The sequence below is a fragment of the Gemmiger sp. An120 genome (genome assembly GCF_002160955.1).
GTDB lineage: Bacteria > Bacillota > Clostridia > Oscillospirales > Ruminococcaceae > Gemmiger_A > Gemmiger_A avium.
The window spans coordinates 112,926-136,975 of the sequence record NZ_NFLN01000008.1 but is presented as its reverse complement, the minus strand read 5'-3'; the positions used below and the strand labels follow the sequence as shown (position 1 = coordinate 136,975).

Annotated in this window: 20 protein-coding genes and 2 tRNA genes; 11 read left to right on the top strand and 11 right to left on the bottom strand. The window is 64.0% G+C overall.

Features of this window, described 5'->3' with window-relative positions; translation table 11 throughout:
- Positions 1-178: 178 nt before the first annotated feature.
- A complete protein-coding gene (locus tag B5E65_RS08760) occupies positions 179-1,063 on the bottom strand; it encodes a PocR ligand-binding domain-containing protein (RefSeq protein WP_087171390.1) in 885 nt (294 codons plus the stop codon).
- Positions 1,064-1,172: 109 nt separating this feature from the next.
- Here B5E65_RS08760 and B5E65_RS08755 point away from each other — a divergent pair, with 109 nt between their 5' ends.
- From B5E65_RS08755 to B5E65_RS08735, 5 genes are all read left to right on the top strand, one after another.
- Positions 1,173-2,750 (top strand): xylulokinase, encoded by a 1,578-nt coding sequence (locus B5E65_RS08755; protein ID WP_087171389.1) that lies wholly within the window; start codon positions 1,173-1,175, stop codon positions 2,748-2,750.
- Between the two features lie 16 nt (positions 2,751-2,766).
- The gene (gene araA, locus B5E65_RS08750) at positions 2,767-4,242 is read left to right on the top strand and encodes an L-arabinose isomerase (RefSeq protein ID WP_087171388.1); all 1,476 of its coding nucleotides are present in this window, start codon (positions 2,767-2,769) and stop codon (positions 4,240-4,242) included.
- Between the two features lie 10 nt (positions 4,243-4,252).
- Entirely contained in the window at positions 4,253-4,951 is a 699-nt protein-coding gene (locus B5E65_RS08745) for an L-ribulose-5-phosphate 4-epimerase (protein ID WP_087171387.1), read from the top strand.
- 13 nt (positions 4,952-4,964) lie between these two features.
- The gene (fsa, locus tag B5E65_RS08740; protein WP_087171386.1) at positions 4,965-5,624 is read left to right on the top strand and encodes a fructose-6-phosphate aldolase; all 660 of its coding nucleotides are present in this window, start codon (positions 4,965-4,967) and stop codon (positions 5,622-5,624) included.
- Between the two features lie 65 nt (positions 5,625-5,689).
- Positions 5,690-6,250 carry a TetR/AcrR family transcriptional regulator C-terminal domain-containing protein gene (locus tag B5E65_RS08735; protein ID WP_087171385.1) on the top strand — a complete coding sequence of 187 codons (561 nt, stop codon included), beginning with the start codon at positions 5,690-5,692 and terminating at the stop codon, positions 6,248-6,250.
- Between the two features lie 58 nt (positions 6,251-6,308).
- Here B5E65_RS08735 and B5E65_RS08730 read toward each other — a convergent pair whose 3' ends face one another.
- Both B5E65_RS08730 and B5E65_RS08725 read right to left on the bottom strand, forming a co-directional pair.
- On the bottom strand, positions 6,309-6,623 hold the full coding sequence (locus tag B5E65_RS08730) for a DUF1294 domain-containing protein (protein ID WP_087171384.1): 315 nt from the start codon (positions 6,621-6,623) through the stop codon (positions 6,309-6,311).
- 1 nt (position 6,624) lies between these two features.
- Complete coding sequence (locus tag B5E65_RS08725) at positions 6,625-8,088, bottom strand: arylsulfatase (RefSeq protein WP_087171395.1); 1,464 nt, start codon at positions 8,086-8,088, stop codon at positions 6,625-6,627.
- A 190-nt stretch (positions 8,089-8,278) separates the two neighbouring features.
- Here B5E65_RS08725 and B5E65_RS08720 point away from each other — a divergent pair.
- Positions 8,279-8,353: transfer RNA gene (locus B5E65_RS08720), tRNA-Glu, on the top strand.
- Positions 8,354-8,375: 22 nt separating this feature from the next.
- Positions 8,376-8,451, top strand: a tRNA-Asn gene (locus B5E65_RS08715).
- Between the two features lie 233 nt (positions 8,452-8,684).
- Here B5E65_RS08715 and B5E65_RS08710 read toward each other — a convergent pair.
- The 4 genes from B5E65_RS08710 to cysK all read right to left on the bottom strand — a co-directional run bounded on the left by B5E65_RS08710 (position 8,685) and on the right by cysK (position 14,228).
- The gene (locus B5E65_RS08710; RefSeq protein WP_087171383.1) at positions 8,685-10,397 is read right to left on the bottom strand and encodes an ABC transporter ATP-binding protein; all 1,713 of its coding nucleotides are present in this window, start codon (positions 10,395-10,397) and stop codon (positions 8,685-8,687) included.
- Positions 10,378-11,463, bottom strand: coding sequence for a helix-turn-helix domain-containing protein (locus tag B5E65_RS08705; RefSeq protein WP_158098549.1), 1,086 nt, complete (start codon positions 11,461-11,463; stop codon positions 10,378-10,380). The genes B5E65_RS08710 and B5E65_RS08705 overlap by 20 nt, the downstream gene beginning before the upstream one ends.
- Positions 11,464-11,617: 154 nt before the next feature.
- Entirely contained in the window at positions 11,618-13,021 is a 1,404-nt protein-coding gene (locus B5E65_RS08700) for a uracil-xanthine permease family protein (protein WP_087171381.1), read from the bottom strand.
- Between the two features lie 277 nt (positions 13,022-13,298).
- A complete protein-coding gene (cysK, locus tag B5E65_RS08695) occupies positions 13,299-14,228 on the bottom strand; it encodes a cysteine synthase A (protein WP_087171380.1) in 930 nt (309 codons plus the stop codon).
- Positions 14,229-14,425: 197 nt separating this feature from the next.
- Here cysK and B5E65_RS08690 point away from each other — a divergent pair, with 197 nt between their 5' ends.
- The 3 genes from B5E65_RS08690 to B5E65_RS08680 all read left to right on the top strand — a co-directional run bounded on the left by B5E65_RS08690 (position 14,426) and on the right by B5E65_RS08680 (position 17,247).
- Positions 14,426-15,196 (top strand): NYN domain-containing protein, encoded by a 771-nt coding sequence (locus B5E65_RS08690; RefSeq protein WP_087171379.1) that lies wholly within the window; start codon positions 14,426-14,428, stop codon positions 15,194-15,196.
- A 272-nt stretch (positions 15,197-15,468) separates the two neighbouring features.
- Positions 15,469-16,617: a lactaldehyde reductase gene (gene fucO, locus B5E65_RS08685; RefSeq protein ID WP_087171378.1), complete on the top strand. Its 1,149-nt coding sequence runs from the start codon at positions 15,469-15,471 to the stop codon at positions 16,615-16,617.
- A gap of 135 nt (positions 16,618-16,752) precedes the next feature.
- On the top strand, positions 16,753-17,247 hold the full coding sequence (locus tag B5E65_RS08680; protein ID WP_087171377.1) for a MarR family winged helix-turn-helix transcriptional regulator: 495 nt from the start codon (positions 16,753-16,755) through the stop codon (positions 17,245-17,247).
- A 46-nt stretch (positions 17,248-17,293) separates the two neighbouring features.
- Here the strand turns inward: B5E65_RS08680 and B5E65_RS08675 are convergent, their stop codons facing one another.
- Positions 17,294-18,136 (bottom strand): helix-turn-helix domain-containing protein, encoded by an 843-nt coding sequence (locus B5E65_RS08675; protein ID WP_087171376.1) that lies wholly within the window; start codon positions 18,134-18,136, stop codon positions 17,294-17,296.
- A gap of 199 nt (positions 18,137-18,335) precedes the next feature.
- Here B5E65_RS08675 and B5E65_RS08670 point away from each other — a divergent pair, with 199 nt between their 5' ends.
- Positions 18,336-20,228, top strand: coding sequence for an alpha/beta hydrolase (locus B5E65_RS08670; RefSeq protein WP_087171375.1), 1,893 nt, complete (start codon positions 18,336-18,338; stop codon positions 20,226-20,228).
- A gap of 109 nt (positions 20,229-20,337) precedes the next feature.
- Here the strand turns inward: B5E65_RS08670 and B5E65_RS08665 are convergent, their stop codons facing one another.
- Genes B5E65_RS08665 through xylB form a run of 3 tightly spaced genes read right to left on the bottom strand, consistent with a single transcriptional unit; the run spans position 20,338 to position 23,954 of the window.
- Complete coding sequence (locus B5E65_RS08665) at positions 20,338-21,804, bottom strand: L-fucose/L-arabinose isomerase family protein (protein ID WP_206406291.1); 1,467 nt, start codon at positions 21,802-21,804, stop codon at positions 20,338-20,340.
- 23 nt (positions 21,805-21,827) lie between these two features.
- On the bottom strand, positions 21,828-22,463 hold the full coding sequence (locus B5E65_RS08660) for a DUF4867 family protein (protein ID WP_087171374.1): 636 nt from the start codon (positions 22,461-22,463) through the stop codon (positions 21,828-21,830).
- A gap of 15 nt (positions 22,464-22,478) precedes the next feature.
- The gene (gene xylB / locus B5E65_RS08655; protein ID WP_087171373.1) at positions 22,479-23,954 is read right to left on the bottom strand and encodes a xylulokinase; all 1,476 of its coding nucleotides are present in this window, start codon (positions 23,952-23,954) and stop codon (positions 22,479-22,481) included.
- Positions 23,955-24,050 lie beyond the last annotated feature (96 nt).

Below are 24,050 nucleotides of genomic sequence, written 5' to 3'. Positions count from 1 at the left end.
AGTGCCGCAAAGTAAAAAGTGACGCCAAGTGCGGTTGGCGTCACTCATTATGCGCCTTTAGGCGCCGCTGGTATTGTGGCCCCTATGGGGCCGTTTTGCAAACCCCACGTTCAACGTGGAGTTATGATTTTTGTATCAGAATAAATGAACAATCGTCCAGTATCCGGAACAGGCGGCACTATTCATCCGCCCCCGTCTCGGGGTATACTGGTTGCGTAAGGGTCTGCCCGGCCCGCCTTGCCCGCCAGTCCCGGGGGGTAAAGCCGGTCTGGCGGCGGAACACCCGGAAAAAGTAGTTGTAATCCCGGATGCCCACCCGCTGGCAGATCTCCCGGTTGGGCAGATCGGTGTTTTCCAGCAGTTCCAGCGCCCGGGCCACCCGCAGCCGGGTGATCTGTTCCGAGATGCCGCAGCCGTAGGCCTGCCGCGCCAGCTGGTACAGGGCTGTGCGGCTCATGTTCAGCTCCCGGCACAGCCGCTCGCAGGGCAGATCCTCGGCCAGATGTTCCGCCAGATAGTTGTCCAGCCGCTGCAGCGGGCTGTCCGGCGCCAGCCGCGCCAGCCCTGCCCGGCAGGCGTCCCGCGCCGCCATCGAAAGCAGATCCGCCGCCGCCCGCAGGGTGCGGTAGGGGGTGCGGGGCAGCGCCTGGTAGGCCGGGCGCAGGGTTTCCGGGTCCAGCCCGTAGCCCGCGCACAGCTGCTGCACCTGGGCCCATTCCGCTTCTTCGTCCGCCCCCTGCACGATATGGCTCAGCAGCAGGTAGCCCACCGCCGCCCCGTCCACCAGGATGGGCGCGATCACCTCGATCAGCCCCGCGTGGCAGGGATAGATCACCGGGCGGCGTTCCTGCCGGGCCTGTACGCAGGCCCCCCGGTCGCACAGCCGGCATCCCGCCGACCCCGCCGGGCTGCTGCGCACCAGGCGGCAGAACTCCGGCAGCGTTTCCGGGTAGGACAAAATATCCGCCCCCTCCGCGTTGAACACCACCGTGCGCAGGCCGGTCAGCTCATAAAAATCCCGCAGCAGCACCGAAAGCTGCTCCCGGTCAAACACCGTGTACATAGGTTGCTGACTCCTTTTGCGTACATTCCCTTTTATAGTAGTTCAGGCCGGGCGGCTGTGTCAACCGCCCGCCTGCCGATACAAACCATTCTGAACAGGCGGTGATACCATGATTCTGCAAACTTCCACGGGCCTGGGTATCGAACTGGGCTCCACCCGGATCAAGGCGGTGCTGGCGGGCCCCGACGGCTCGGTGCTGGCCAGCGGTGCCCACGACTGGGAAAACCGTTTTGAGGACGGCTACTGGACCTACCATCTCGACGATGTGTGGGCGGGCATCCAGGACGCCTACGCCCGCCTTGCGGCGGATTACAAGGCCCGGTACGGCGAAGAGCTGCGGCAGGTGGGCGCGCTGGGCGTGTCCGCCATGATGCATGGCTACCTGCCCTTTGGCGGGGCCGGGCAGCAGCTGGCGGCGTTCCGCACCTGGCGCAATACCACCACCGGCCCGGCCGCCGAGGCCCTGACCGAACGCTTCGGCTTCAACATTCCCCAGCGGTGGAGCATCGCCCATCTCTATCAGGCCATGCTGAACAAAGAACCCCATGTAAACCAGATCGCCCACCTGACCACCCTGGCGGGCTATGTGCACTGGCAGCTTACCGGCGAAAAGGTGCTGGGTGTGGGCGAAGCCTCCGGCATGTTCCCCATCGACAGCGCAACCGGCGACTACGACGCCGGAATGCTGGCCAGCTTTGACGAGCTGCTCAAAAGCGCCTCCCTGCCCTTTCGCCTGCGGGACATCCTGCCCCGGGTGCTGTCCGCCGGGGATGACGCGGGCCGCCTGACCGAACAGGGCGCGAAGCTGCTGGACCCCACCGGTACCCTGGCCCCCGGCGCGGTGATGGCCCCGCCGGAAGGCGACGCGGGCACCGGCATGGTGGCCACCAACAGTGTGGCCGCCCGCACCGGCAACGTGTCCGCGGGCACCAGCGTGTTCGCCATGGCGGTGCTGGAAAAGCCTTTGTCCCGGGTGTACCCGGAGATCGACATGGTCACCACCCCTACCGGCCGGCCGGTAGCCATGGTGCATTGCAACACCTGCACCTCCGACCTGGACGCCTGGGTACGCCTGCTGGGCCAGATGGCCGAAGCCGCCGGCGCGCCGCTGGCAAAACCCGCCCTCTACGATCTGTTCTACCAGAAAGCGCTGGAGGCTGACGCCGACTGCGGCGGCCTTGTGAACTTCAACTACTATTCCGGCGAGCCGGTCACCGGCCTTTCCGAGGGGCGGCCGCTGTTTGTGCGCCGTCCGGGGGCAAAACTTACCCTGGCCAACTTTGCCCGGGCGCAGCTGTATTCCACCATGGCCACCCTGAAACTGGGCATGGACATCCTGCTGGAAAAAGAGCAGGTCAAGCTGGACAGCCTGCTGGGCCACGGCGGCCTGTTCAAAACCCCCGTGGTGGGCCAGAAGCTGCTGGCCGGGGCGCTGGGGGTGCCGGTGTCGGTGATGGAGACCGCCGGCGAGGGCGGCCCCTGGGGCATGGCCCTGCTGGCTCTCTACCGGCTGGAGAAGCAGGCGGACCAGACCCTGGAAGCCTGGCTGAACGCCGTCGTGTTTGCGGGGGCTGCCGGCAGCACCCAGACCCCGGACGAAGCCGACGCGGCGGGCTTTGCCGCCTTTATCAAAGACTACGCCGCCTGCATCCCGGTGGAAAAAGCCGCCGTGGACGCGCTGCGCTGACAGGAGGTACATACCAATGAGCATGAAACAGTACGAATTCTGGTTTGTGGTGGGCAGTCAGTTCCTGTACGGCCCCGAAGTGCTGGAAACGGTGGCCGCCCGCGCCGCCGAGATGACCGAGGCGCTGAACGCCTCCGGCCGTCTGCCCTGCAAGCTGGTCTACAAGGTCACCGCCAAGACCAACAAGGAGATCACCGACGTGGTGCGCGAGGCCAACTACGACCCGGCCTGCGCCGGCATCGTGACCTGGTGCCACACCTTCAGCCCCAGCAAAATGTGGATCAACGGCCTGGCCAATCTGCAGAAGCCCTGGTGCCATTTTGCCACCCAGTACAACCGCACCATCCCCAACGAAGAGATCGACATGGACTTCATGAACCTGAACCAGGCCGCCCACGGCGACCGGGAACACGGTTTCATCGGGGCACGGTTGCGTGCCGCCCGCAAGGTCATCGCCGGCTACTGGCAGGACGAGGCCGTGCAGGATCGCCTGGGCGACTGGATGCGCGCCGCCGTGGGCGTGGCCGTCAGCAAGGAGCTGAAGGTCATGCGCTTCGGCGACAACATGCGGGAGGTGGCCGTCACCGAGGGCGACAAGGTGGAGGTGCAGACCAAGCTCGGCTGGCAGGTGAACACCTGGCCGGTGGGTCAGCTGGTGGAGACCATGGACGCGGTCACCGAAGCGGAGATCGACGCGCTGATGGACGAGTACAAGGCCCAGTATGACTTCGCCACCGACGATCTGGCCACCGTGCGCTACCAGGCCCGGGAAGAGATCGCCATGAAGAAGATGCTGGACGCCGAGGGCTGCCTTGCCTTCTCCAACACCTTCCAGGATCTGTACGGCATGAAGCAGCTGCCGGGCCTGGCCAGCCAGCACCTGATGGCCCAGGGCTACGGCTACGGCGGCGAGGGTGACTGGAAGGTGGCCGCCATGACCGCCATCCTGAAAGCCATGAGCGAGGGCAAGAGTGGCGGCACCGCCTTCATGGAGGACTACACCTACCATCTGGAGCCGGGCAACGAGTACAGCCTGGGCGCCCATATGCTGGAGGTCTGCCCCAGCGTGGCCGCGGCCAAACCCCGCATCGAGGTGCATCCCCTGGGCATCGGCGACCGGGAACCGCCCGCCCGTCTGGTGTTTGAGGGCCACGAGGGCCCGGCCATCGTGGTCAGCCTGATCGACATGGGCGGCCGCCTGCGCCTGCTCTGCCAGGATATCCAGTGCGTCAAGCCCATCATGCCCATGCCCAACCTGCCGGTAGCCCGGGTCATGTGGAAAGCCATGCCCGACCTGACCACCGGTCTGGAATGCTGGATCACCGCCGGCGGCGCCCACCACACCGTACTCAGCTACGACGTGACCGCCGAGCAGATGCGGGACTGGGCCCGGATGATGGACATCGAGTTCGTGCACATCGGCAAGGAAACCACCGTGGAAAGCCTGGAGCACGACCTGTTCCTGTCCGACCTGTCCTGGAAGCTGAAATAAGGAGCCATCTATGCTGGAACAACTGAAACAGGCCGTCTATGAGGCCAATATGGAACTGCCCCGCCGCGGGCTGGTGACCTATACCTGGGGCAATGTGTCCGGCATTGACCGCCAGCAGGGCCTGGTGGTCATCAAGCCCTCCGGCGTGGAGTATGAGGAACTTACCCCCGACAAGCTGGTGGTGCTGGATCTGGACGGCCATATTGTGGAGGGGGATTTAAACCCCTCCAGCGACACCAAGACCCATCTGGAACTATACAAGGCCTTCCCCGCCCTCGGCGGCGTGGTGCATACCCACAGCCCCTACGCGGTGGCCTGGGCCCAGGCCGGGCGGAATATCCCCTGCTACGGCACCACCCACGCGGACTACTTCTACGGCCCGGTGCCCTGCGCCCGCCACCTGACGAAAGAGGAGCTGGACGAGGACTACGAGAAGAACACCGGCAAGGTCATCATCGAGACTTTTGCCGCCCGGGGCATCGACCCGGTGTATGTGCCCGCGGTGATCTGCCACAGCCACGGCCCCTTTACCTGGGGCAAGAGCCCGGCCCAGGCGGTGTACCACGCGGTGGTGCTGGAGGAGGTGGCCAAGATGGCCGCCTATACCCGCCTGGTCAGCCCGGACGCGTCCCCGGCCCCCGCCCATGTGGTGGAAAAGCACTTCATGCGCAAGCACGGGCCCAACGCATATTACGGACAGAAGAAATAAGGAGAAATATATAATGCGTTTTTTCATTGATACCGCCAATGTAGGCGAAATTCGCGCCGCCAACGACATGGGCGTGATCGCGGGCGTGACCGCCAACCCCAGCCTGATCGCCAAGGAGGGCCGGGACTACGCCGAGACCCTGAAAGAGATCGCCACCATCGTGGACGGCCCCATCTCCGGTGAGGTAAAGGCCACCACCACCGACGCGGCCGGCATGATTGAGGAAGGCCGGGCCATCTACGCTCTGGACCCCGCCCACATGGTGGTGAAGATTCCCATGACCGTGGAGGGCCTGAAAGCCATCAAGGTGCTGAGTGCCGAGGGCATCCCCACCAACTGCACCCTGATCTTCTCGGCCAACCAGGCGCTGCTGGCGGCCCGGGCGGGCGCCACCTATGTAAGCCCGTTCCTGGGCCGACTGGACGACATCAGCCAGCCGGGCATCGACCTGATCGAGAGCATCGCGGCGATTTTTGCCAACTACCCGGACATCGAGACCCAGATCATCGCGGCCAGCGTGCGCAACCCCATCCATGTGACCGACTGCGCCCTGGCCGGCGCGGACATCGCCACCGTGCCCTACAAGGTCATCGAGCAGATGACCAAACATCCCCTGACCGATTCCGGCATTGAGAAGTTCAAGGCCGATTACGTCAAGGTGTTTGGGGCGTAAGGTCCTATTGTCCCCCGCTTTGCCTTTCTGGTATAATAAAAGAAAACGCACGGGAGGCGAGCAGGATGGAAAAGCAGGACGGGGCCCGGTACCGGCTGGCGGAAGGTCTTAAAACGCTGGTGCGCAGCGAACCGCTGGACAAGATCACCGTCAAGCAGATCACCGAAGCCGCCGGTGTCAGCCGCCAGACCTTCTACCGCTGTTTCCTGGACAAATACGACCTGGTCAACTGGTACTTTGAACGCCTGGTGGAACAGTCCTTTCAGGAGATGGGCGTCAGCCTGACCTTGCGGGAAGGTTTGCTGAACAAGTTCCGGTTCATCAAGGCGGAACAGAGCTTTTTTGCCTGCGCTTTCGGCAGCGACGACGCCAACTCCCTCATGCGGTACGACTATGAGTACATTTATCGGTTCTACAGCGACATTATCACCCGCAAAACCGGCGCGCCGCTGGACAGCGACACCGCCTTTCTGCTGGAAATGTACTGCCGCGGTTCCATCGAAATGACCGCCCGCTGGGCGGTGGGCGGCATGAAACGCAGCCCCGAACAGATGGTGGAGCTTCTCATCGAATCCATGCCCGCCCGGCTGGAATCCCTGCTGCGGGACCTGCATCCCGAAGCCTGAGCCCGCCGCGCGCACAAAAAGCGACAACCCCTCCGGCCCTATGGCCGGAGGGGTTGTTTCATACGCGAATCAGGCAAAAATACACGCTGGCGCCCAGCAGGGCCAGATGCGCCGCAAACAGCAGCGGCGCGCCCCACACAAAATACCAGTGCAGGGTCTTGTGATGAAACCGGTACATCCCGGCCCACAGCCCGGCGGCCCCGCCCAGCGCCGCCAGACCCAGCAGGCGGCGTTCCGGCACCCGGCGGCGGCCCAGACGGGCGCACCGCTTGTCCCAGCCGCACAAGGCAAAGTCAACCAGAGACAGCACTGCCTGCCAGATCAGCAGCCCCAGCGGCAGCCAGATTTTCCATTCGTTCCACAGCTGCGCCATATCAGAAATTCTCCGGGCAGTTGCGGTCCCGCACGTTGGACAGGCAGTCCACCGGGGTGCGGCCGGGGATCAGGTGTTCCCCGTCGGAATACCCTTCCTCCGAATCCTTCAGCGCCTGGGCCAGCAGATGCCGCAGTTCGGCGATGCGGTCCTGATACTCCGGGTCGTGGATGGCGTTGTGGGTCTCGTGCGGATCCCTTTCCAGATCAAAATACTGTTCCTCGTTCCGCTGGCTGAACCAGATGAACTTGTCCCGGGTTGTTACAATAAACTGGCTGGAGGCGTTGTTCACCCAGAAGGTATGTTCCCCGTGCAGCCACTGCCGGTCCACCCCGTGCAGCATGCTCTGGCCGTCCAGATGGGCGGGGATGGGCGCGCCGGCCAGGTCCAGGCAGGTGGGCATCACGTCCCGCAGTTCCACCAGGGATTCGTCCACCCGGCCGCCCGGGCCCACGTACTTCTCCGGGCCCCAGATCAGCATGGGGATGCGGGCGCTGCCCTCGTAGGGCAGCGACTTGCGGTCCCAGCCATGATCGCTGAGCATCTCGCCGTGGTCGCTGGTAAACAGGATCACCGTGTTGTCCATCAGCCGGTGCTCGGTCAGGGCCATCAGCAAGCGGCCGATCTGATGATCCACATGGGTGATGCAGGCATAGTAGCCGATCTGCTGCTGGCGGATCAGCTCCGGGTCCAGCGGGCCGGTGCAGTTGTTGAAGGTCCGGCCTTTCTGCCGCAGAAATTCCTGGTCGTCCCAGTCGCCCCGGAACGGCGGGCGCAGATCCTTGTCTTTGTACAGGTCAAAATACCACTGGGGCGCATCGTAGGGCGCGTGGGGCCGCACAAAGCTGGCCATCAGGAAAAACGGCTGCCGGGGATCCCGCCGGCGCAGAAAATCAATGCTGCGGCTGGCCACCCAGTTGGTGGGATGATACTTTTCCTCATAGGGCCAGGGCCGGGCCGTCCAGCCGTTGCAGTCCATGCCGGAATCGGTCACGTCCGCGCTGGCACCCAGCTGCTCTTTCAGCCAGTAGAAATAATCGTCCGCATAGGTCTGGTTGCCGTAGTGATCCACCCCGGCAAACCGGTATTCGTGCAGATAGCCGTCGTGCAGCTCCACATTGTGGAATCCCAGATAGTTGCGCAGCGGGTGCACATGCATCTTGCCCACGCACTGGGTGTAGTACCCGGCCTTGGCCAACTCCCCGGCCATGGTGCAGCCGTAGTTCCAGTCCACCCCGTCCTGATAGCCCACCTTGCCGGTGTGCCGCTGGCTCAGCCCGGTGTGCAGGATGGCCCGGGCGGGCACGCAGGTGGGGCAGGAGGAATAGGCGTGAGGAAAATACACACCCTGAGACGCCAGTGTGTCCAGATAGGGGGTTTTTACGTCGGGATGCCCGGCAAAGCCAATGCAGTCGCCGCGCATCTCGTCGGTCATAATGAGTACAATATTGGGACGGTCCGCCATATGCAAAACCTGACCTTTCTTTTTCAGGTGCGCCGTGCAAAACGCCCGGCGCGCCGGTAATTTGCCGTTCGCTTTTATTATGGCACAAACGGGAACCGGATGCAAACACAGATGCAGAAAAAATTTGCAAAAAAGTGTTGACAAACTGCCGCTGTATCAGGTATAATACAAAAGCTGCCTGTGCAGTCATGGCCCGTTGGTCAAGCGGTCAAGACGGCGGCCTCTCACGCCGCAAACGGGAGTTCGATTCTCCCACGGGTCACCACACCGCACATGGCAGCTCATATTCCTCAATAGCTCAGTCGGTAGAGCATGCGGCTGTTAACCGCAGGGTCGTTGGTTCGAGTCCAACTTGGGGAGCCAGATACAAGCCCCGGTCTTTTAGACCGGGGCTTTCTTCATCCCTCCGTCACTCCTCGCTTCCCCACAAAATCCCGCTGCGCGGTCTTTCGCGGGGGCCCCGCCCTGCGGGCCGCAAAGAGGGGCAATGTGATTTTTGCGCAAATGCGGTGGTTCCCCAAAAGTAAACTGCGGCACAGGGCAGACAAAACAGCCTCCGCCATCCGGGCTTTCCCCGGGCGGCGGAGGCCGTTTGGTTATTGTGCCACCGTGAACAGCGAATAAAAATATCCCTTGGCGTTCATCAGCTGGTCAAAGGTGCCGGATTCCGCAAGGCGGCCGTCTTTCAGCGCCAGGATGCCGTCGCAGCGGCGCAGCAGCGTTTCGTCCAGCCGGTGGGTCACCAGGATGCGGGTGATGCCCGCCAGTTCCAGGATGGACAGGGTCACCTGCCGGGCGGTAGCCGGGTCCAGGGCGGCGGTGGCCTCGTCCACCAGCAGCACCTGGCTGCGCTTGAGCAGGCTGCGGGCAATGGCCACCCGCTGCTGCTCCCCGCCGGAAAGGCCCCGCCCGTTCTCCCCGCAGCGGTAGGCCGTGCCCCGGGCGGCAATCAGCGGGGCCAGCCCCGCCTGCCGGATGGCCTGCTCCACCTGCTCCGGCGGGAAATCCCGGAACAGGGTGATGTTGTCCCGGATGGAGGCGTCAAACAGGAACACGTCCTGCTGGATCAGCCCCACCAGATCGTACAGCGATTCGATGCTGGCGGTTTTCAGCTCCTGCCCGTCGTACAGGATCTCGCCGGAATAGTCCCGACGGCTGGCGGTCAGCAGCCCCAGCAGGGTGGATTTGCCGCTGCCCGATCCGCCTACCACCGCGTAGCACCCGCCCGCCGCAAAGCGCGCGGAGATACCGGCCAGCGCGGGGCGGGTCTCCCCTTTGTAGGCAAAGGATACGTTGCGCAGTTCAATCCCCTGCCGCAGTGTGTCGGGCAGCGGCGCGCCCGGCTGGCGTTCGGGCTCTTCCAGGGCGTCGGCCAGCTTGTCGATCAGCCCCTCGGCGGCCCGCAGGGCGGCAAGCCGTTCCGGAATCACCTGCAGCGGCTCGATCACATAGGCGGCCAGGTTGATAAAGATGATCAGCACGCCCGGGGTGATCCCCGCGCCGGAAAAGGCCAGCCAGGCCCCCGCCCAGAAGGTGCCCAGCTGGGCCAGCACCCCCGCCAGGCTCGCCAGGGTGCCGAGGGCGATGACCTGGCGGCGCTTGCGGCATTTGGCCTGTTCCATGGCCCGGTTGCTGCCTGCAAACAATGCCTGAATAGGCCCCTCGGCCCGGAAACTTTTCATCACCGAAAACCCGCCCAGGCTGTCCTTGAGGGTGGCGGTAAAGGTCTCGTTTTTCTGGGAGACCCGGCGCTCCGACTGCTGGATGCGCTTGCCCATGAGCAGGGATACCCCCGCCGGCAGGATGAAAAAGGCGCAGGAGATGCCGGTCATGGCCGGGCTGTACAGCAGCATCATCACCAGCGCGCCGATAAAGTCCGCCGCGCTGGTAAGCAGATGGAACTGCCCCTCCAGATAGCCGGTTTCGATGGTTTCCGCGTCGTGGGAAAAGGCGGCCAGGTACCGGGCGCTTGCCTCCTCGTCAAAACTGGCCAGGCTTTTTTCGGTCAGCTTGCGGAAGGCGTACTCCTTGTACTGCTGCATGGCTTTCTGGATAAACCGGGGCTGGGAATGGTATTCCAGCGCCTTGACCAGCAGGATCAGCACCAGCACGGCGCCGATCCATCCCGCCATTCCGGCCAGGCCGGGCGCCCCCGGCACGCCGGAAATGCCGTCGATCATCTGTTGCAGCGCCCGGGCGATGATCAGGTGCAGCCCGGTGGCAAGCAGCGCGGTCAGCACCGCCAGAAAAAACGCGCCCCGGTTGCCCCGGTAAAACTGCGCGATGTATTCATTCCGCTTCTTCTTCACAGGATATCCTCCTCCACAGCTCGGTCAGTTCCGGATAGTTCTGCTCGGCTACGGTCCGGTCAAGCCCCTCCCGGGCGGTGGGCCCCAGATCGTCCAGCGCCGTGGCCTTTGCCACCCGGGCCACAAACCGCAGGCTGGTGCCGTCGTAGCAGGGCGCGGCGTCAAACCGCCGGGCAATGGCCAGGGCCCGGCGCAGGCAGTCCTCTGCCTGGTCCGGTCGGCCCTGCCGCAGCCAGACGTCCGCCCGCAGCGCCCACAGCATCGCCTCGCACTTGTCGGTGAAAGCCGCCTCGCCCGGCCGGTTCAGCCTGGAATAAAAGGGCAGCGCCCAGTCCAGCAGGGCGGCGGCGTTGTCCCAGTCGGCGGTTTTTTCGTACAGGTTCAGATACCCCGTCACGATCTGGGTGTGGGCCACCAGCATGTCCAGCAGCGCACCGGACAGGTAGGGCAGCGCCTGCTGCGGGTCGTTGCTCCAGCTGGCCAGGATCTGCCCGATCAGGGCGTGGTTCAGCCGGCAGGGATTGTGCGTTTTCAATATTTCCGCGGCTTTTTCCCAGTCGTCCAGCGCCAGGCAGGTCTGGGCCATTTCCTGATGCAGCGAGGTCTCGCTGATCTCCGGATCGGTGTTCTGGCCGATCAGGCAGCTGGCGTGGCGGAACAGCTCCAGCGCCCGCTGGTTGCAGGCGGTATCGCCCCGGCGGATCCCCCGCCCCCGATAGTTGATCGCGCTGTGATACACAATCTCAAAGCAGTTGGGATACCGCCGCAGCGCGTCTTCCACCTGCGCCAGCGGATCTTCCGCCTCCAGATCGTGCACCAGGTCTTTCAGCCGTTCCACCAAAGCGGCTTGGCCATTGCGGCCCGCCTCGTACCCCAGCAGCGAGTCCACCGACACGCCGAACAGATCCGCCATCTCCACGATCAGCCCCAGTTCCGGCGTGGCGGCGCCCCGCTCCCACTTGGACACCGCCGCAAAACTCACGCCCAGCGTCTCCGCCAGCCGCTCCTGGGTCATGCCGCTCTCTTTGCGCAGGCGGCTGATGTTTTGTGCAAGGGACAGTTTCATACCCGCACCTCCTCGTCTCTGCCCTGATTGTACCATACTCCGGGGCAAAGACCAGACACTCCTGGTACAGTTGGTTGAAAAAATATTGAACCGGTGGTATAAAAAGCGAACCCCCGGCCAAACGGCCGGGGGTTCGCTTTGTTCTGTTATGCGCTTACGCCTGCGCCTTTTCCTTGGGCAGCAGAACGTTCATCACAATGGCCACAAAAGCAGCGGGCACGATGCCGCTGCCGCCGAAGACCAGCTGCACTGCCTGGGGCAGGCCGGACAGCACCGCGCTGTTGGCGCCCAGACCGTAGCCCAGGCCCAGCGCCACCGATACGATGGACATGCTGCGGGCGGTGAGGGGCTCACGGGTGATCAGCTGGATACCGCTCATCACGATGGAAGAGAACATGATGACCGCCGCGCCGCCCAGCACGCTCTGGGGCATGATGGACACCAGCGCCGCCAGCTTGGGGAACAGCCCGCACAGCACCAGGAACACCGCGCCGCAGGCCAGGGCCATGCGGTTGACGATCTTGGTCATGGTAACCAGACCCACGTTCTGGCTGAAAGAGGTGTTGGGCAGCACGCCGAACAGGGCCGCAAAGCTGGAGCCCAGGCCGTCGCAGATGATGCCGCCGGACAGCTCGGTGTCGGTGGCTTCACGGCCCATGCCGCCCTCGGTCACGCCGGAGATATCGCCCACCGTCTCCACAGCGGTCACGATGAACATGATCATCACCGGCAGGATGGCCCGCAGGTCAAACACCGGCTTGACCGGCATCAGCTGAGGCACCGCAAACCAGGAGGCCTCGGCCACCTTGTCCCAGTTGAGCACCCAGGCCTTGGTGTATTCCACGCCCTCGGCGGTGACGCCGGTGGTGGACAGGAACAGGGGCAGAACCGCGCAGATCACATAGCCGCAGATGATGCCCAGCAGAATGCAGGAGGAGCTGGCCAGCCCCTTGGCCCCGTGCTTGAACGCCAGAACCAGCACCATGACCGCCAGGCCGATGAGCAGGTTCTCCAGCGAGCCGTAGTCGGCCGCGCTGGTGCCGCCGCCGAAGCTGCCCACGCCCACGCCGATCAGGGACAGACCGATGGAAAGCACCACCGTGCCGGTGACCACCGCCGGGAAGAAGCGGCGCAGCGGCTTGAGGAACGCGCCCAGCACCGTTTCAAACAGGCCGCCGATGATGGAAGCGCCCATGATGGCGCCGTAGGCCACCACGCCGCCGCCCATCACCTTGACCACGCTCTGGAATACGCCGATAAAGCCGGAGCTGGTGCCCATGATGATGGGCACCTTGCCGCCGATGGGGCCCACCGCGTACAGCTGCACCAGGGTCACGATGCCGGCCACCAGCATGGCGTTCTGCAGCAGAGACACCTGCACGGCGGCAAATTCCTCGGCCCCGCCCATGGCGGCGCACAGATTGGTGATGATCAGGATGGGGGTCAGGTTACCCACGAACATGGCCAGCACGTGCTGCAGCCCCAGGGGGATCGCCTGTGCCAGCGGCAGCCGGCCCTCGAAATCTTCCGGGCGGGCATATTGCTTGGTTGTTTCCATAGTCTGCCTCCTCACAAAATTGTACAACAGGCACATTATAGCGCCCGTTCACAAAATTGTCATCTTTTGCGCGGGGGCCAAAGACCAATTTCTCCATAATACGCAAATTCTGCCGAAAGCGCCGTTTCTTTTTGCGCGGTATGCCGGGCGGCGCATCCGCTTTCGCGCCTGAAAAAACGGAGGGGCCGGCCGGCCCCTCCGTTTTTTGCAGATTCGGTGCGGCCCGATGCCCTGCGCCCGGGCCGCTCTTTTCGTGCGGAAATGCGCCGGTCAAGCGTCAGTCCGCATACAGCGGGGTGGACAGATACCGGTCGCCCCCGTCGGGCAGCAACACTACCACCCATTTGCCGGCCCATTCCTCGCCGGCGGCCGCCCGGCAGGCGGCCTCCAGCGCCGCGCCGCCGCTGATGCCCGCCAGGATACCCTCGGTTTTCACCAGCTGCCGCGCCGCCGCGTAGGCCTCGGCCTCGGTAACGGTCACGATCTCGTCAAACAGGGCGGGGTCCGCCACCGCGGGCACAAAGCCCGCGCCGATCCCCTGCAGCCCGTGGGGGCCCGCCTTGCCCCCGCTGAGCACCGGGCTGCCCGCCGGTTCCGCCGCCACCAGCCGGATGGCCGGATTCTGCTGCCGCAGATACCGGCCGGTACCGGTCAGGGTGCCGCCGGTGCCCACCCCGGCCACAAACATGGCCGCCTGGCCGTCGGTGTCCCGCCAGATCTCCGGCCCGGTGGTGGCAAAATGGGCCGCCGGGTTGGCCGGGTTGTCAAACTGCCCGGGAATAAAGCTGCCCGGGATGTCCGCCGCCAGTTCCTTGGCCTTTTCGATGGCGCCGGTCATGCCCCGGGCGCCCTCGGTCAGCACCAGCTCGGCCCCGTAGGCGGCCAGCAGCTTGCGCCGCTCCACGCTCATGGTCTCCGGCATGGTCAGGATCAGCCGGTAGCCCTTCACCGCGCAGGCCATGGCCAGCCCGATGCCGGTATTGCCGCTGGTGGGCTCGATCACAACGCCGCCCGGGGCCAGCTTTCCCTGCTCCTCGGCCGCCTGCAGCAGGGCCACGCCCACCCGGTCTTTCACGCTGCCCGCCGGTTCCCGGCTTTCCAGCTTGACCGCCAGGCGGCAGCGCAGGCCCCTTTGCTCGGCAAAACGGCTCACCTCCACCAGAGGGGTGCCGCCCACCAGTTCCAGTACATTCTTTGCGATTTTCATACAGTCCCGTCCTTTCCCGCCCGTTCCGTGGGCGACAACGATGGCGCCGCGCGCTGCCGCACAGCCCCGAACAGGGGGCCGGCCCTGCAGCGGCGGCCGGATTTTCCCCATTATACTCCGCGGCGCGCCGATTCCGCAAGCATTTTGCCGCGGAATATGGTATACTGGTACATAAAGAAAGACGAGGTGACCGCCCTATGGCAGGCGACAAACGCTTTGCCGTGCTGATCGACGCGGACAATATTTCCGATCAATACATCAAGGTGATCCTGGACGAGGTTTCCAACGACGGGATCGCCACCTACAAGCGCATCTACGGCAACTGGACCAGCCCCAACCTGTCCAGCTGGAAAAACGTGCTGCTGGACTACTCCATCACCCCCATCCAGCAGTACAGCTACACCACCGGCAAAAACGCCACCGACTCGGCCATGATCATCGACGCCATGGACATCCTGTACAGCGAAAAGGTGGAGGGGTTCTGCCTGGTCAGCTCCGACAGTGACTTCACCCGGCTGGCCGCCCGCCTGCGGGAGAGCGGCATGGAGGTGATCGGCATGGGCGAGCGCAAGACCCCCAAGCCCTTCATCGCCGCCTGCAACCGGTTCAAGTACCTGGACGTGCTGGTCAGCGCCGATGCCGCCCAGCAGCAGACCGCCGCCAAGGAGGCCCCCGCCCCCGCCGCCGACAAGCCCGCCCCGGGCAAAAAGCAGCCGCCGGAGGGCAACAGCGAGCTGGCCGCCGTCTGCAACACGGTGCGGGCCATCGTGGCCGAGAACTCCGACGAGGACGACTGGCTGAGCATGAGCGCCCTGGGCACGCTGCTGGTCAAGCGGATGCCGGACTTTGACGTGCGCAACTTCGGGTTCTCCAAACTCACCCTGCTGGTGCAGTCCCTGGGAATTTTTGAGGTGCGCACCGAAAAGATGAAGGACAACAGCAGCCGCAGCTATGTGCGGATCAAGTAAACCGGACGCCGCCGGGCGCCCTCCCCTTGCGGGCGGGCGCCCGGTTTTTCTGCGCTTTGGGGGGCGGCGCCGGGCGGGATAGTGTCCGTTTTGTAAAACCTTTGCACGATGTGACACACCGGCCCATCTGTAACTTGAAATGCCGGAAAAAAGATTGTTATACTAGTAACAAAGAGGGCGCAAACCGCCCGACGAGATAAGGCAGCACCGCATAATTCCAGGCGGTCGCCGTGAATTGTGCGGTGCTGCCATAAAAAAAGGAGACGATTATCATGGCCAATCGTATTGTTCTGAACACCATTTCCTACCATGGCAAGGGTGCCATTGAAAACATCCTGCCCGAGCTGACCGCCCGCGGCTACAAGAAGGCCTTTGTCTGCTCCGACCCGGACCTGATCAAGTTCGGCGTTACCGCCAAGGTCACCAGCCTGCTGGACGCGGCTTCTTTCGCCTACGAAGTGTACAGCGACATCAAGCCCAACCCCACCATTGAGAACGTGCAGAGCGGCGTGGCTGCCTTCACCGCTTCCGGCGCCGACTGCATCATCGCCATCGGCGGCGGCTCCTCCATGGATACCGCCAAGGCCGTGGGCATCATCGCCAACAACCCGGAGTTTGCCGACGTGCGCAGCCTGGAGGGCGTTGCCCCCACCAAGAAGCATGCGGTGTTCACCATCGCCGTGCCCACCACCGCCGGCACCGCCGCCGAGGTTACCATCAACTACGTCATCACCGACGTGGAGAAAAAGCGCAAGTTCGTCTGCGTGGACACCAACGACATCCCCGAGGTGGCCGTTGTGGACCCCGACATGATGAGCAGCATGCCCAAGGGCCTGACCGCCGCCACCGGCATGGACGCCCTGACCCACGCCATCGAGGGCTACATCACCAAGGGCGCCTGGGAAATGACCGATATGTTCCATCTGGAAGCCATCCGGCTGATCTCCAAGTACCTGCGCGGCGCCGTGGCCAACACCGCCGAGGGCCGCGAGGGCATGGCGCTGGCCCAGTACATCGCTGGCCAGGGCTTCTCCAACGTGGGCCTGGGCATCGTGCACAGCATGGCCCACAGCCTGGGCGCTGTGTATGACACCCCGCACGGTGTGGCCAACGCCATCCTGCTGCCCACCATCATGGAGTACAACGCCCCCGCCACCGGCGAGAAGTACCGGGAGATCGCCCGCGCCATGGGCGTTGAGGGCGTGGACAGCATGACCCGCGACGAGTACGTCAAGGCCGCTGTGGACGCCGTGAAGCAGCTCTCCGCCGACGTGGGCATCCCCGCCGACCTGAAGGCCATCGTCAAGGACGAGGACGTGCAGTTCCTGGCCGAGAGCGCCTATGCCGACGCCTGCCGCCCGGGCAACCCCCGCGACACCAGCGTGGAGGAGATCGCTGCCCTGTACCGCAGCCTGCTGTAATATCGAATCCATTGCCCCGGCGGTGCTGTGTGCCCGCCGGGGCGTTTTTGATTTTTTGGTGTAAGATACGGTGCAAATCTTTCGTGTTGTACCATTTTCTGGTATACTGAAAAAAACGAACAGGACGGTGACCGTATGAAACTGGAATGGATGGGAGAAAACCGGGAGATCGTGCGCAGCCTGATGCGGTATGCCAACCTGTATGCCCATAATCAGATCGGCCGGTTTTCCAGCGGGGAGGGGGCGGCGCTCTCCATGCTGGAATGGCAGACGCTGGAATGTATCCTGGAATTTGAGGGCGAAAACTACAACATGGCCACCCTGGCCGAAAAGCTGGGGATCCCGGCCAGCAACTTTTCCAAGTATGTAAAGACTCTGGTGGAAAAGGGGCTGGTGGAACGGTACAAGCGGGCGGACAACCGCAAGGAGATCATCCTGCTGCCCAGCGAAGCGGGGTGGGAGCTGTACCGCAAAAACAGCGCCCTGATCGCCCGGGAATGGCAGCCTGCCTTTGCGCTGCTGGCCCAGATGACCCCCGCCGACCGGGAACGGATCCTGGAATTTCTGGAAGAGCTGTCCCGCGGGATCGACCTGGGGGACCGGCGGCGGTCCTTCCTCAAACGGGTATAACAGACAAAAATCCGGCGCGTTCCGTATAAGCGGGCGCGCCGGATTTTTATGTCTTTTCCGCCGCCTGGCGGTAGTATTCTTTGGGGGGCATGCCGAACTCCTTGCGGAACGCACGGAAAAAGTGGTTGTACCCGCCAAAACCTGCCAGCCGGTACACCTGGCTGATGGGCAGCCCCTGCAGAATATAGGGTTTGCACCGCTCCAGCTTCATGCGGATGATATACTCGTGCACCGTCAGCCCGGTGGCCGCCTTGAACCGGCGCTGGATATGCCGCCGGCTTACCGAAAACCGTTTCTCCAGCGCCTCCAGCGACAGATCCTCGGTCAGATGGGTGCCGATATACCCCAGCATCGCGTCCAGCGGCACCGCGCCCGGGTCGGGGGTGCTCTCCACCGGCTGTGCCTGACGGCAGGCCCGGGCCAGCAGCACCGCGATCAGGGTCAGCAGCCCCTGCCGGTAGATGCCGTCGGCAAATTCCGGCTGCTCCTGCTGGCGCAGCAGTTCGCAGGTAAGCTGCTTGAGCAGCATCGCCAGGCTGTCCGGCAGCGGCACCACCTCGCATTGGGCGGGCAGCCCGGCCAAAAAAACCGCCATGTCCGGGTCCGCGTCGGTCAGCCGCCGCAGCACCGACGGCCCGTACTGCACCGTCAGCACCTCCAGCGGCGGCGAACCCGCGCAGGGCGCCAGCAGCGGGCCCTCCCGCGGGGGCAGAAGCAGCAGCTGGTTGATGCCGCACCGCAGGGTACAGCCCTGCCGCACAAAGCAGCCGGTACCGGCCCGCAGCAGGGCAAATCCGTAGCCGCCCGGTTCCGGGGCCGGCAGCCGCACCAGCCCCGGTCCCTGAAACAGCGCTACCCGGCACAACCGCAGAGAATCCTGAATATCCACAGCACGCCTCCTTTCTCCCGGTTCTGGCTGCGGGAGAACAAAAATACAAAAAAATTGTCAAAAATAACACAAAATCTGGAAAAATCGACAAGAATGTCCCTTTTTGCTAGGAACGGGCCCTTTTATGTATATGTTTCGCCGGCGGGGTGCGTCTATAATGAAAAGGCCGAAACATTTACCCGAAACAAGGAGGAACAACGTGAAGAAGAAACGCTTGACGGCGCAGCGCGGCCTGGTGTTCGCGCTGCTGTTTACCCTGGTGTTCACCCTGCTGTCCAGTGCGATTTTGCACGACTGGGGCAAGGTGTCCATCACCGACGTGGACCTGTACACCTCCGGCGGCAGCCGGGTGGCGGCCCGGGTATACAAACCCGATTCCGCCGCAGCCGAAAACCCCGCGCCCGCGGTGGTATTCACCCACGGCCTGACGGTCAACAAGGAAAGCTATGCCCAGTACGGCATTGAGCTGGCCCGCCGGGGCTTTGTGGTAATCATGCCGGATATGCTCAACCACGGCGATTCCGAGATCACCGATGCGGCCACCTATCTGGGCCCCTACGCGGCAAACGACGCCTACGGCTCCTTTGCGGCGGTGCGGTACGCCGGTACCCTGGACTATGTGGACAAGACCCAGATCGGCGTGGCGGGCCATTCTGCCGGCGGCCAGGCCTCCAACAACTGTGTGCGCCTGGACGATGAGCAGGGCACCGGCCTGATCTCCGCCATCTACCTGGTTTCCTCTGACCCGGTGTACACCGACGCGGAGGGCAACTGGGCCAACATCTACGGCGCCCGGGATTTCGGGGTTTACTTTACCCTGTATGACCACGTGTACTTCAAGGGCACCGACGAAAACGGCGAGACCATGCTGGTACAGCAGTGGCTGAGCACCGAGCAGGCCAAGAGCCTGTTCGCCTTTGGCCAGGACCCATCCGCCTTTGAGGGCGACAGCGTGGTTCCCGGCCACACCTACACCGCCGAGATCGACGGCCAGACGGTGTTCCGCCGGGTCACCGCCGCCAAGGAGATCCATCCCAAGCCCCAGGGCGGTTCCAATGCGCTGGCGGCTCTGGTGGACTTCTTCCAGGACAGCTTTGAGGCCCCGAACTACATTCTGGGCCAGAAGCAGGTGTTTGTGCCGCTGACCATCTGCAACCTGCTGGGTATGCTGGGCGTGCTGATGAGCTGCGTATTTGCGGTGGGCTGCCTGGTCAAGCTGCCGGTGTTCGCCTGCGTGGCCCCCGGTGAAAACGCCGAGCTGCGCCCCGCCCCGGACAAGACCGGCAAGGTCTGGTTCTGGGTGCTGACCGTGCTGAACTGCGTGTTCGCCTTCTGCAGCATCAGCGCCATCTTCTTTATGGGCTTTGGTTACTGCTGCAGCGAGCTGTTCCCCCAGCAGCCCAGCAACATCTACGCCTTGTGGGCGCTGGCCAACGGCGTGTTCATGCTGATCACGTCCTTTGTGTCCTACGCGCTCTATGCCCGCAAAACCGGCGCGACCCTGCGCAGCTGGGGCCTGCGCATCCCCGTCAAGCAGTTCCTGGCCAGCATCGTGGTGGCCCTGGGCGGCTGCGCGGTGGTGTTTGGCATCGCGTGGGTGTCCAACAACCTGTTCAAGGTGGACTATCACTACTACTTTTGGGGCCTGAAAAACATCCCGCTGTACAACCTGACCACCTTCTTCGCCTACCTGCCGCTGTATCTGGTGTTCGGGCTGGCGGTATCCATCGCGCTGAACAGCGCCTACCACTGCAAGATCGCCAACGAGCCGGAGTGGGTCAACGACCTGTTCTTTGCGGTCATGAACACCCTGCCTGCCCTGCTGATCACCGTGATCGGCTACTGGCTGTACATGAAGAGCGGCGTCAAGCCCTTTGTGTTCGGCTCTACCTACACCTATACCTACACCATCAACGCCATCCCGGTGTTCCCGGTGGCGGTGATCCTGATCCGGCGGCTGTTCAAGCGGTGCAACAACCCCTACATCCCCGGCATCATCGCCGGCGTGCTGCTGTGTTGGCTGCAGGTGTCCTGCAACTTCACCCTCCACGCCTTTGTCTACTACGGCCCCATGGCTGCCTACCTGCCCTGAGGATCACAAGATCAGCCCGCTCCCGCAAGGGGGCGGGCTTTTCTGCGTTTTGTATGCAAAAACCGGCGGGCCCAAACGGGCCCGCCGGTTTGGTCACTGGTTGGTATGGTTACGCAAAGGGATTCTCGGTGGGATAGGGCAGGCTGGCGGGACGGTTCCAGGCAATGTCGGTCACGCCCAGGTACTTGAACACCTCAAACAGCGCCTTGCCGCAGTGGGCAAAGGCCACCGCGCCGTGGTGAGGGTAGCGCTTCTGGATCAGCACATGGCGGTAGAACCGGCCCATCTCCGGGATGGCAAAGATGCCGATGCCGCCGAAAGACCGGGTGGCCACCGGCAGCACCTCGCCCTGGGCGATGTAGCTGCGCAGGTTGCCCTCGCTGTCGCACTGCAGGCGGTAGAAGGTGATGTCGCCGGGGGCGATGTCGCCCTCCAGGGTGCCGCGGGTGAAATCGGGGGTGCCGCCGTTCTCCAGCAGGCGGTTCTGGATCAGCTGGTACTTCACCGCGCAGCCGCTGCACATCTTGCAGCTGGGGGTGTTGCCGCAGTGGAAGCCCATGAAGGTGTCCTTCAGGGTGTAGTTGAACTTGCCGCCGATCTCCTCGTCGTAGATGTAGGGGGGCACCGAGTTGTTGATGTCCAGCAATGTCACCGCGTCGCCGGTGACGCAGGCGCCGATGTACTCGCTCAGCGCGCCGTAGATGTCCACCTCGCAGGCCACCGGGATGCCCCGGGCTGCCAGACGGGAGTTCACATAGCAGGGCTCAAAGCCGAACTGCTCCGGGAAAGCGGGCCAGCACTTGTCGGCAAATACCACGTACTGGCGGGCGCCCTTGTGGGCCTCGGCCCAATCCAGCAGGGTCAGCTCAAACTGGGCCATCCGCTCCAGCAGGTCGGGGTAGGTGTTCTCCCCCATTTCGGCCTTCATCTCGGCCACCACGCCGGGGATGCGCTCGTCGTTCGCGTGGGCCTTGTAGGCCACCAGCAGGTCCAGCTCGCTGTTTTCCTCAATCTCCACCCCCAGCTCGTACAGGCCCTTGATGGGGGCGTTGCAGGCAAAGAAGTCCTGGGGGCGGGGGCCGAAGGTGATGATCTTCAGGTTCTTCACCCCGATGATGGCCCGGGCGATGGGCACAAACTCCCGGATCATGGCGGCGCACTCCTCGGCGGAGCCCACCGGATACTCGGGGATGTAAGCCTTCAGATGGCGGAGCCCCAGGTTGTAGGAGCAGTTCAGCACGCCGCAGTAGGCGTCGCCGCGGCCGTTGATCAGGTCGCCGTCGCCCTCCGCCGCGGCCACGTACATGGTGGGGCCGTCGAACTTCTGGCACAGCAGAGTCTCGGGGGTCTCGGGGCCGAAGTTGCCCAGGAACACCACCAGCGCGTTGACCCCGTGGGCCTTTACATCCTCCAGGGCTTTCAGCGCGTCGGCCTCGTTCTCCACCGTCACGGGGCACTCATACAAGCCCTCGCCGTAGGCGGCCACGATGTTCCGGCGGCGCTGGGTGGACAGGGCGATGGGGAAGCAGTCGCGGGAAACGGCCACGATGCCAAGTTTTACTTCGGGAATATTCATAGTCAGGATTCTCCTTTCCTTGTTTACAGCAGGTCGGCAATATCGATGTTCTCGCCGGTCAGGCCCACATAGGCCCCGTCGGCGGCTTCGGCGGAATCCGGATGGGCCAGCAGCCACTTGTTGCAGGCCCGCAGTAGCTTGTCCTCCTCGGTCAGCGGGCGGATGTCCGGCTTTGCGGTGTTGGTGCCCGCAGGCAGCGCCACCAGCACCCGGAACCCCTTGGCCGGGTCGGTGTGGCAGGGGGCGTAGTGCAGGGTGGTGGCGTATACCTCCACCAGCACCCCGGCGGGCACCCGGAACGCCTTTACCTTGCCGGTGTCCAGCATGCCGTTTTCAATCTCCTCCTGCCGGGCCAGCAGCAGGATAAAGTCCTCGGTGCCCAGGTTGAACTCGCTGTCCCGGTGGTATTCCAGGCAGTTCAATTTGGTGTTGCGGCCGTTGCACCAGCCCATCTGCACCGGCATCCCGCCGTAGAGATGCTCGCTGACCTGCACGGTCACCGGCAGCTCCTGCAGTTCTTCCTCCTCCGGGCAGTAGCCGGTGCCGGTTTCCGGCAGCGGCGTGCGGGCCAGGGCATCCAGCAGTTCGGCGGTGTCCAGCCCCGTTACCACATGGCCGTAGGGGGTGAACTCTTTGTCATGTACGGAATAGATCTTCATGAAGCAGCGCTCCTTTCACATCAGCTGGGGGAACAGTTCCCGGCAGGCGGGATAGATTTTTTTGAACCGGGCGTACCGGTCGTTGTACCGGGCCACCAGGGCCGGGTCGGGCTCCACGGTGGATTGGATCCGCACCAGCGCGTCGGCGGCCTGCCGCACCGAGCTGAACTGCCCGCAGGCCACCATGGCCAGCATCGCCGCGCCGTAGCCGGGGCCCTGTTCGGTGGCCACCGTGTCCAGGGGGATGCCCAGCACGTTGGCCAGGATGGTTTTCCACAAGGCGGACTTGGAACCGCCGCCGCAGATGTTCGAGCGGGGAATCTCGATCCCCAGGCTGCGGGCCACCTCAAAGCTGTCCCGGATGGCAAAGGCCACCCCTTCCAGCATGGCCTGGGTCATGTCCGCCCGGGAGGTGTCCATGGTCATGCCGATAAAGGTCGCCCGGGCGTCGGTGTCGTTGATGGGGCTGCGCTCCCCCATCAGGTAAGGCAGGAAGTACACATGGTTGCGGCCCAGTTTGTCCGGGTCGATCTTGGCTTCCTCGCCCTTGTAGTCGGTGGTGCCGATGATCTGATCCTGCCACCAGCTGTTGCAGCTGGCCGCCGAGAGCATGCAACCCATCAGGTGCCAGCCCCCGTCCGCGTGGGCAAAGGCGTGCAGGGCGTTGTTCGGGTCCACGCCGAACTTGTCGGAGGAGATAAAGATGGTGCCGGAGGTGCCCAGGCTGATGTTGCAGTGGCCCTCCCCCACCGTGCCGGTGCCCACGGCGGCGGCCGCGTTGTCCCCGGCGCCGGCGCAGACCACCACGCTCTCGGGCAGGCCCAGCGCCCGGGCGGCGTCGGCGGTCAGGGTGCCCACCGGCTGCCAGCTTTCAAACAGACGGGGCATCTGGGCCTCGGTCACGCCGCACTCCGCCAGCATTTCGGCGCTCCAGCATTTGTGCTCCACATCCAGCAGCAGCATGCCGGAGGCGTCGGAGTAGTCGGTGGCGTGCACGCCGGTCAGCCTGTAGACCAGGTAGTCCTTGGGCAGCATGATTTTTTTGATGCGGGCAAACAGTTCCGGTTCGTTCTCCCGCATCCAGAGCAGCTTCGGGGCGGTAAAGCCCGCAAAGGCGATGTTGGCGGTGCGCTGGCTCAGAACCGCCTTGCCCACCTGGCCGTTCAGGTAGTCCACCTGGCTGGCGGTGCGGCCATCGTTCCACAGAATGGCCGGGCGCAGCACCCGGTCGGCTTCGTCCAGCGCCACCAGACCGTGCATCTGGCCGCCCGCGCCGATGCCCGCCACCTGGGCCGGGTCAAAGCCCGTCAGCAGCTCGGGCACGCCGGCCAGAACCGCCTGCCACCAGTCCTCCGGGGCCTGTTCGCTCCAGCCCGGCTGCGGGAAGGAAAGAGGATAGGATTTGGTCACGGTATTCCGCACCGCGCCGGTTTCGTCCACCAGCAGCAGCTTGCAGGCGGAGGTACCCAGATCCAGACCGATATACAGCATAGCGCATGCCTCCTGCGTTGTGTTTAAATTGATTTCAGTATACCGCCGCCGGGCCTGCGGGTCTTGTACAAATGGGTGCGGGCCATAGGACAAATT

Coding starts and splice junctions, on each gene's coding strand:
- araA (WP_087171388.1), top strand. CDS start 2,767: ATGAGCATGAAACAGTACGAATTCTGGTTTGTGGTGGGCAGTCAGTTC.
- B5E65_RS08690 (WP_087171379.1), top strand. CDS start 14,426: ATGGCAGGCGACAAACGCTTTGCCGTGCTGATCGACGCGGACAATATT.
- B5E65_RS08680 (WP_087171377.1), top strand. CDS start 16,753: ATGAAACTGGAATGGATGGGAGAAAACCGGGAGATCGTGCGCAGCCTG.
- B5E65_RS08730 (WP_087171384.1), bottom strand. CDS start 6,623: ATGGCGCAGCTGTGGAACGAATGGAAAATCTGGCTGCCGCTGGGGCTG.
- B5E65_RS08735 (WP_087171385.1), top strand. CDS start 5,690: ATGGAAAAGCAGGACGGGGCCCGGTACCGGCTGGCGGAAGGTCTTAAA.
- cysK (WP_087171380.1), bottom strand. CDS start 14,228: ATGAAAATCGCAAAGAATGTACTGGAACTGGTGGGCGGCACCCCTCTG.
- B5E65_RS08660 (WP_087171374.1), bottom strand. CDS start 22,463: ATGAAGATCTATTCCGTACATGACAAAGAGTTCACCCCCTACGGCCAT.
- B5E65_RS08665 (WP_206406291.1), bottom strand. CDS start 21,804: ATGAATATTCCCGAAGTAAAACTTGGCATCGTGGCCGTTTCCCGCGAC.
- B5E65_RS08760 (WP_087171390.1), bottom strand. CDS start 1,063: ATGTACACGGTGTTTGACCGGGAGCAGCTTTCGGTGCTGCTGCGGGAT.
- B5E65_RS08725 (WP_087171395.1), bottom strand. CDS start 8,088: ATGGCGGACCGTCCCAATATTGTACTCATTATGACCGACGAGATGCGC.
- B5E65_RS08700 (WP_087171381.1), bottom strand. CDS start 13,021: ATGGAAACAACCAAGCAATATGCCCGCCCGGAAGATTTCGAGGGCCGG.
- xylB (WP_087171373.1), bottom strand. CDS start 23,954: ATGCTGTATATCGGTCTGGATCTGGGTACCTCCGCCTGCAAGCTGCTG.
- fucO (WP_087171378.1), top strand. CDS start 15,469: ATGGCCAATCGTATTGTTCTGAACACCATTTCCTACCATGGCAAGGGT.
- B5E65_RS08755 (WP_087171389.1), top strand. CDS start 1,173: ATGATTCTGCAAACTTCCACGGGCCTGGGTATCGAACTGGGCTCCACC.
- fsa (WP_087171386.1), top strand. CDS start 4,965: ATGCGTTTTTTCATTGATACCGCCAATGTAGGCGAAATTCGCGCCGCC.
- B5E65_RS08745 (WP_087171387.1), top strand. CDS start 4,253: ATGCTGGAACAACTGAAACAGGCCGTCTATGAGGCCAATATGGAACTG.
- B5E65_RS08705 (WP_158098549.1), bottom strand. CDS start 11,463: ATGAAACTGTCCCTTGCACAAAACATCAGCCGCCTGCGCAAAGAGAGC.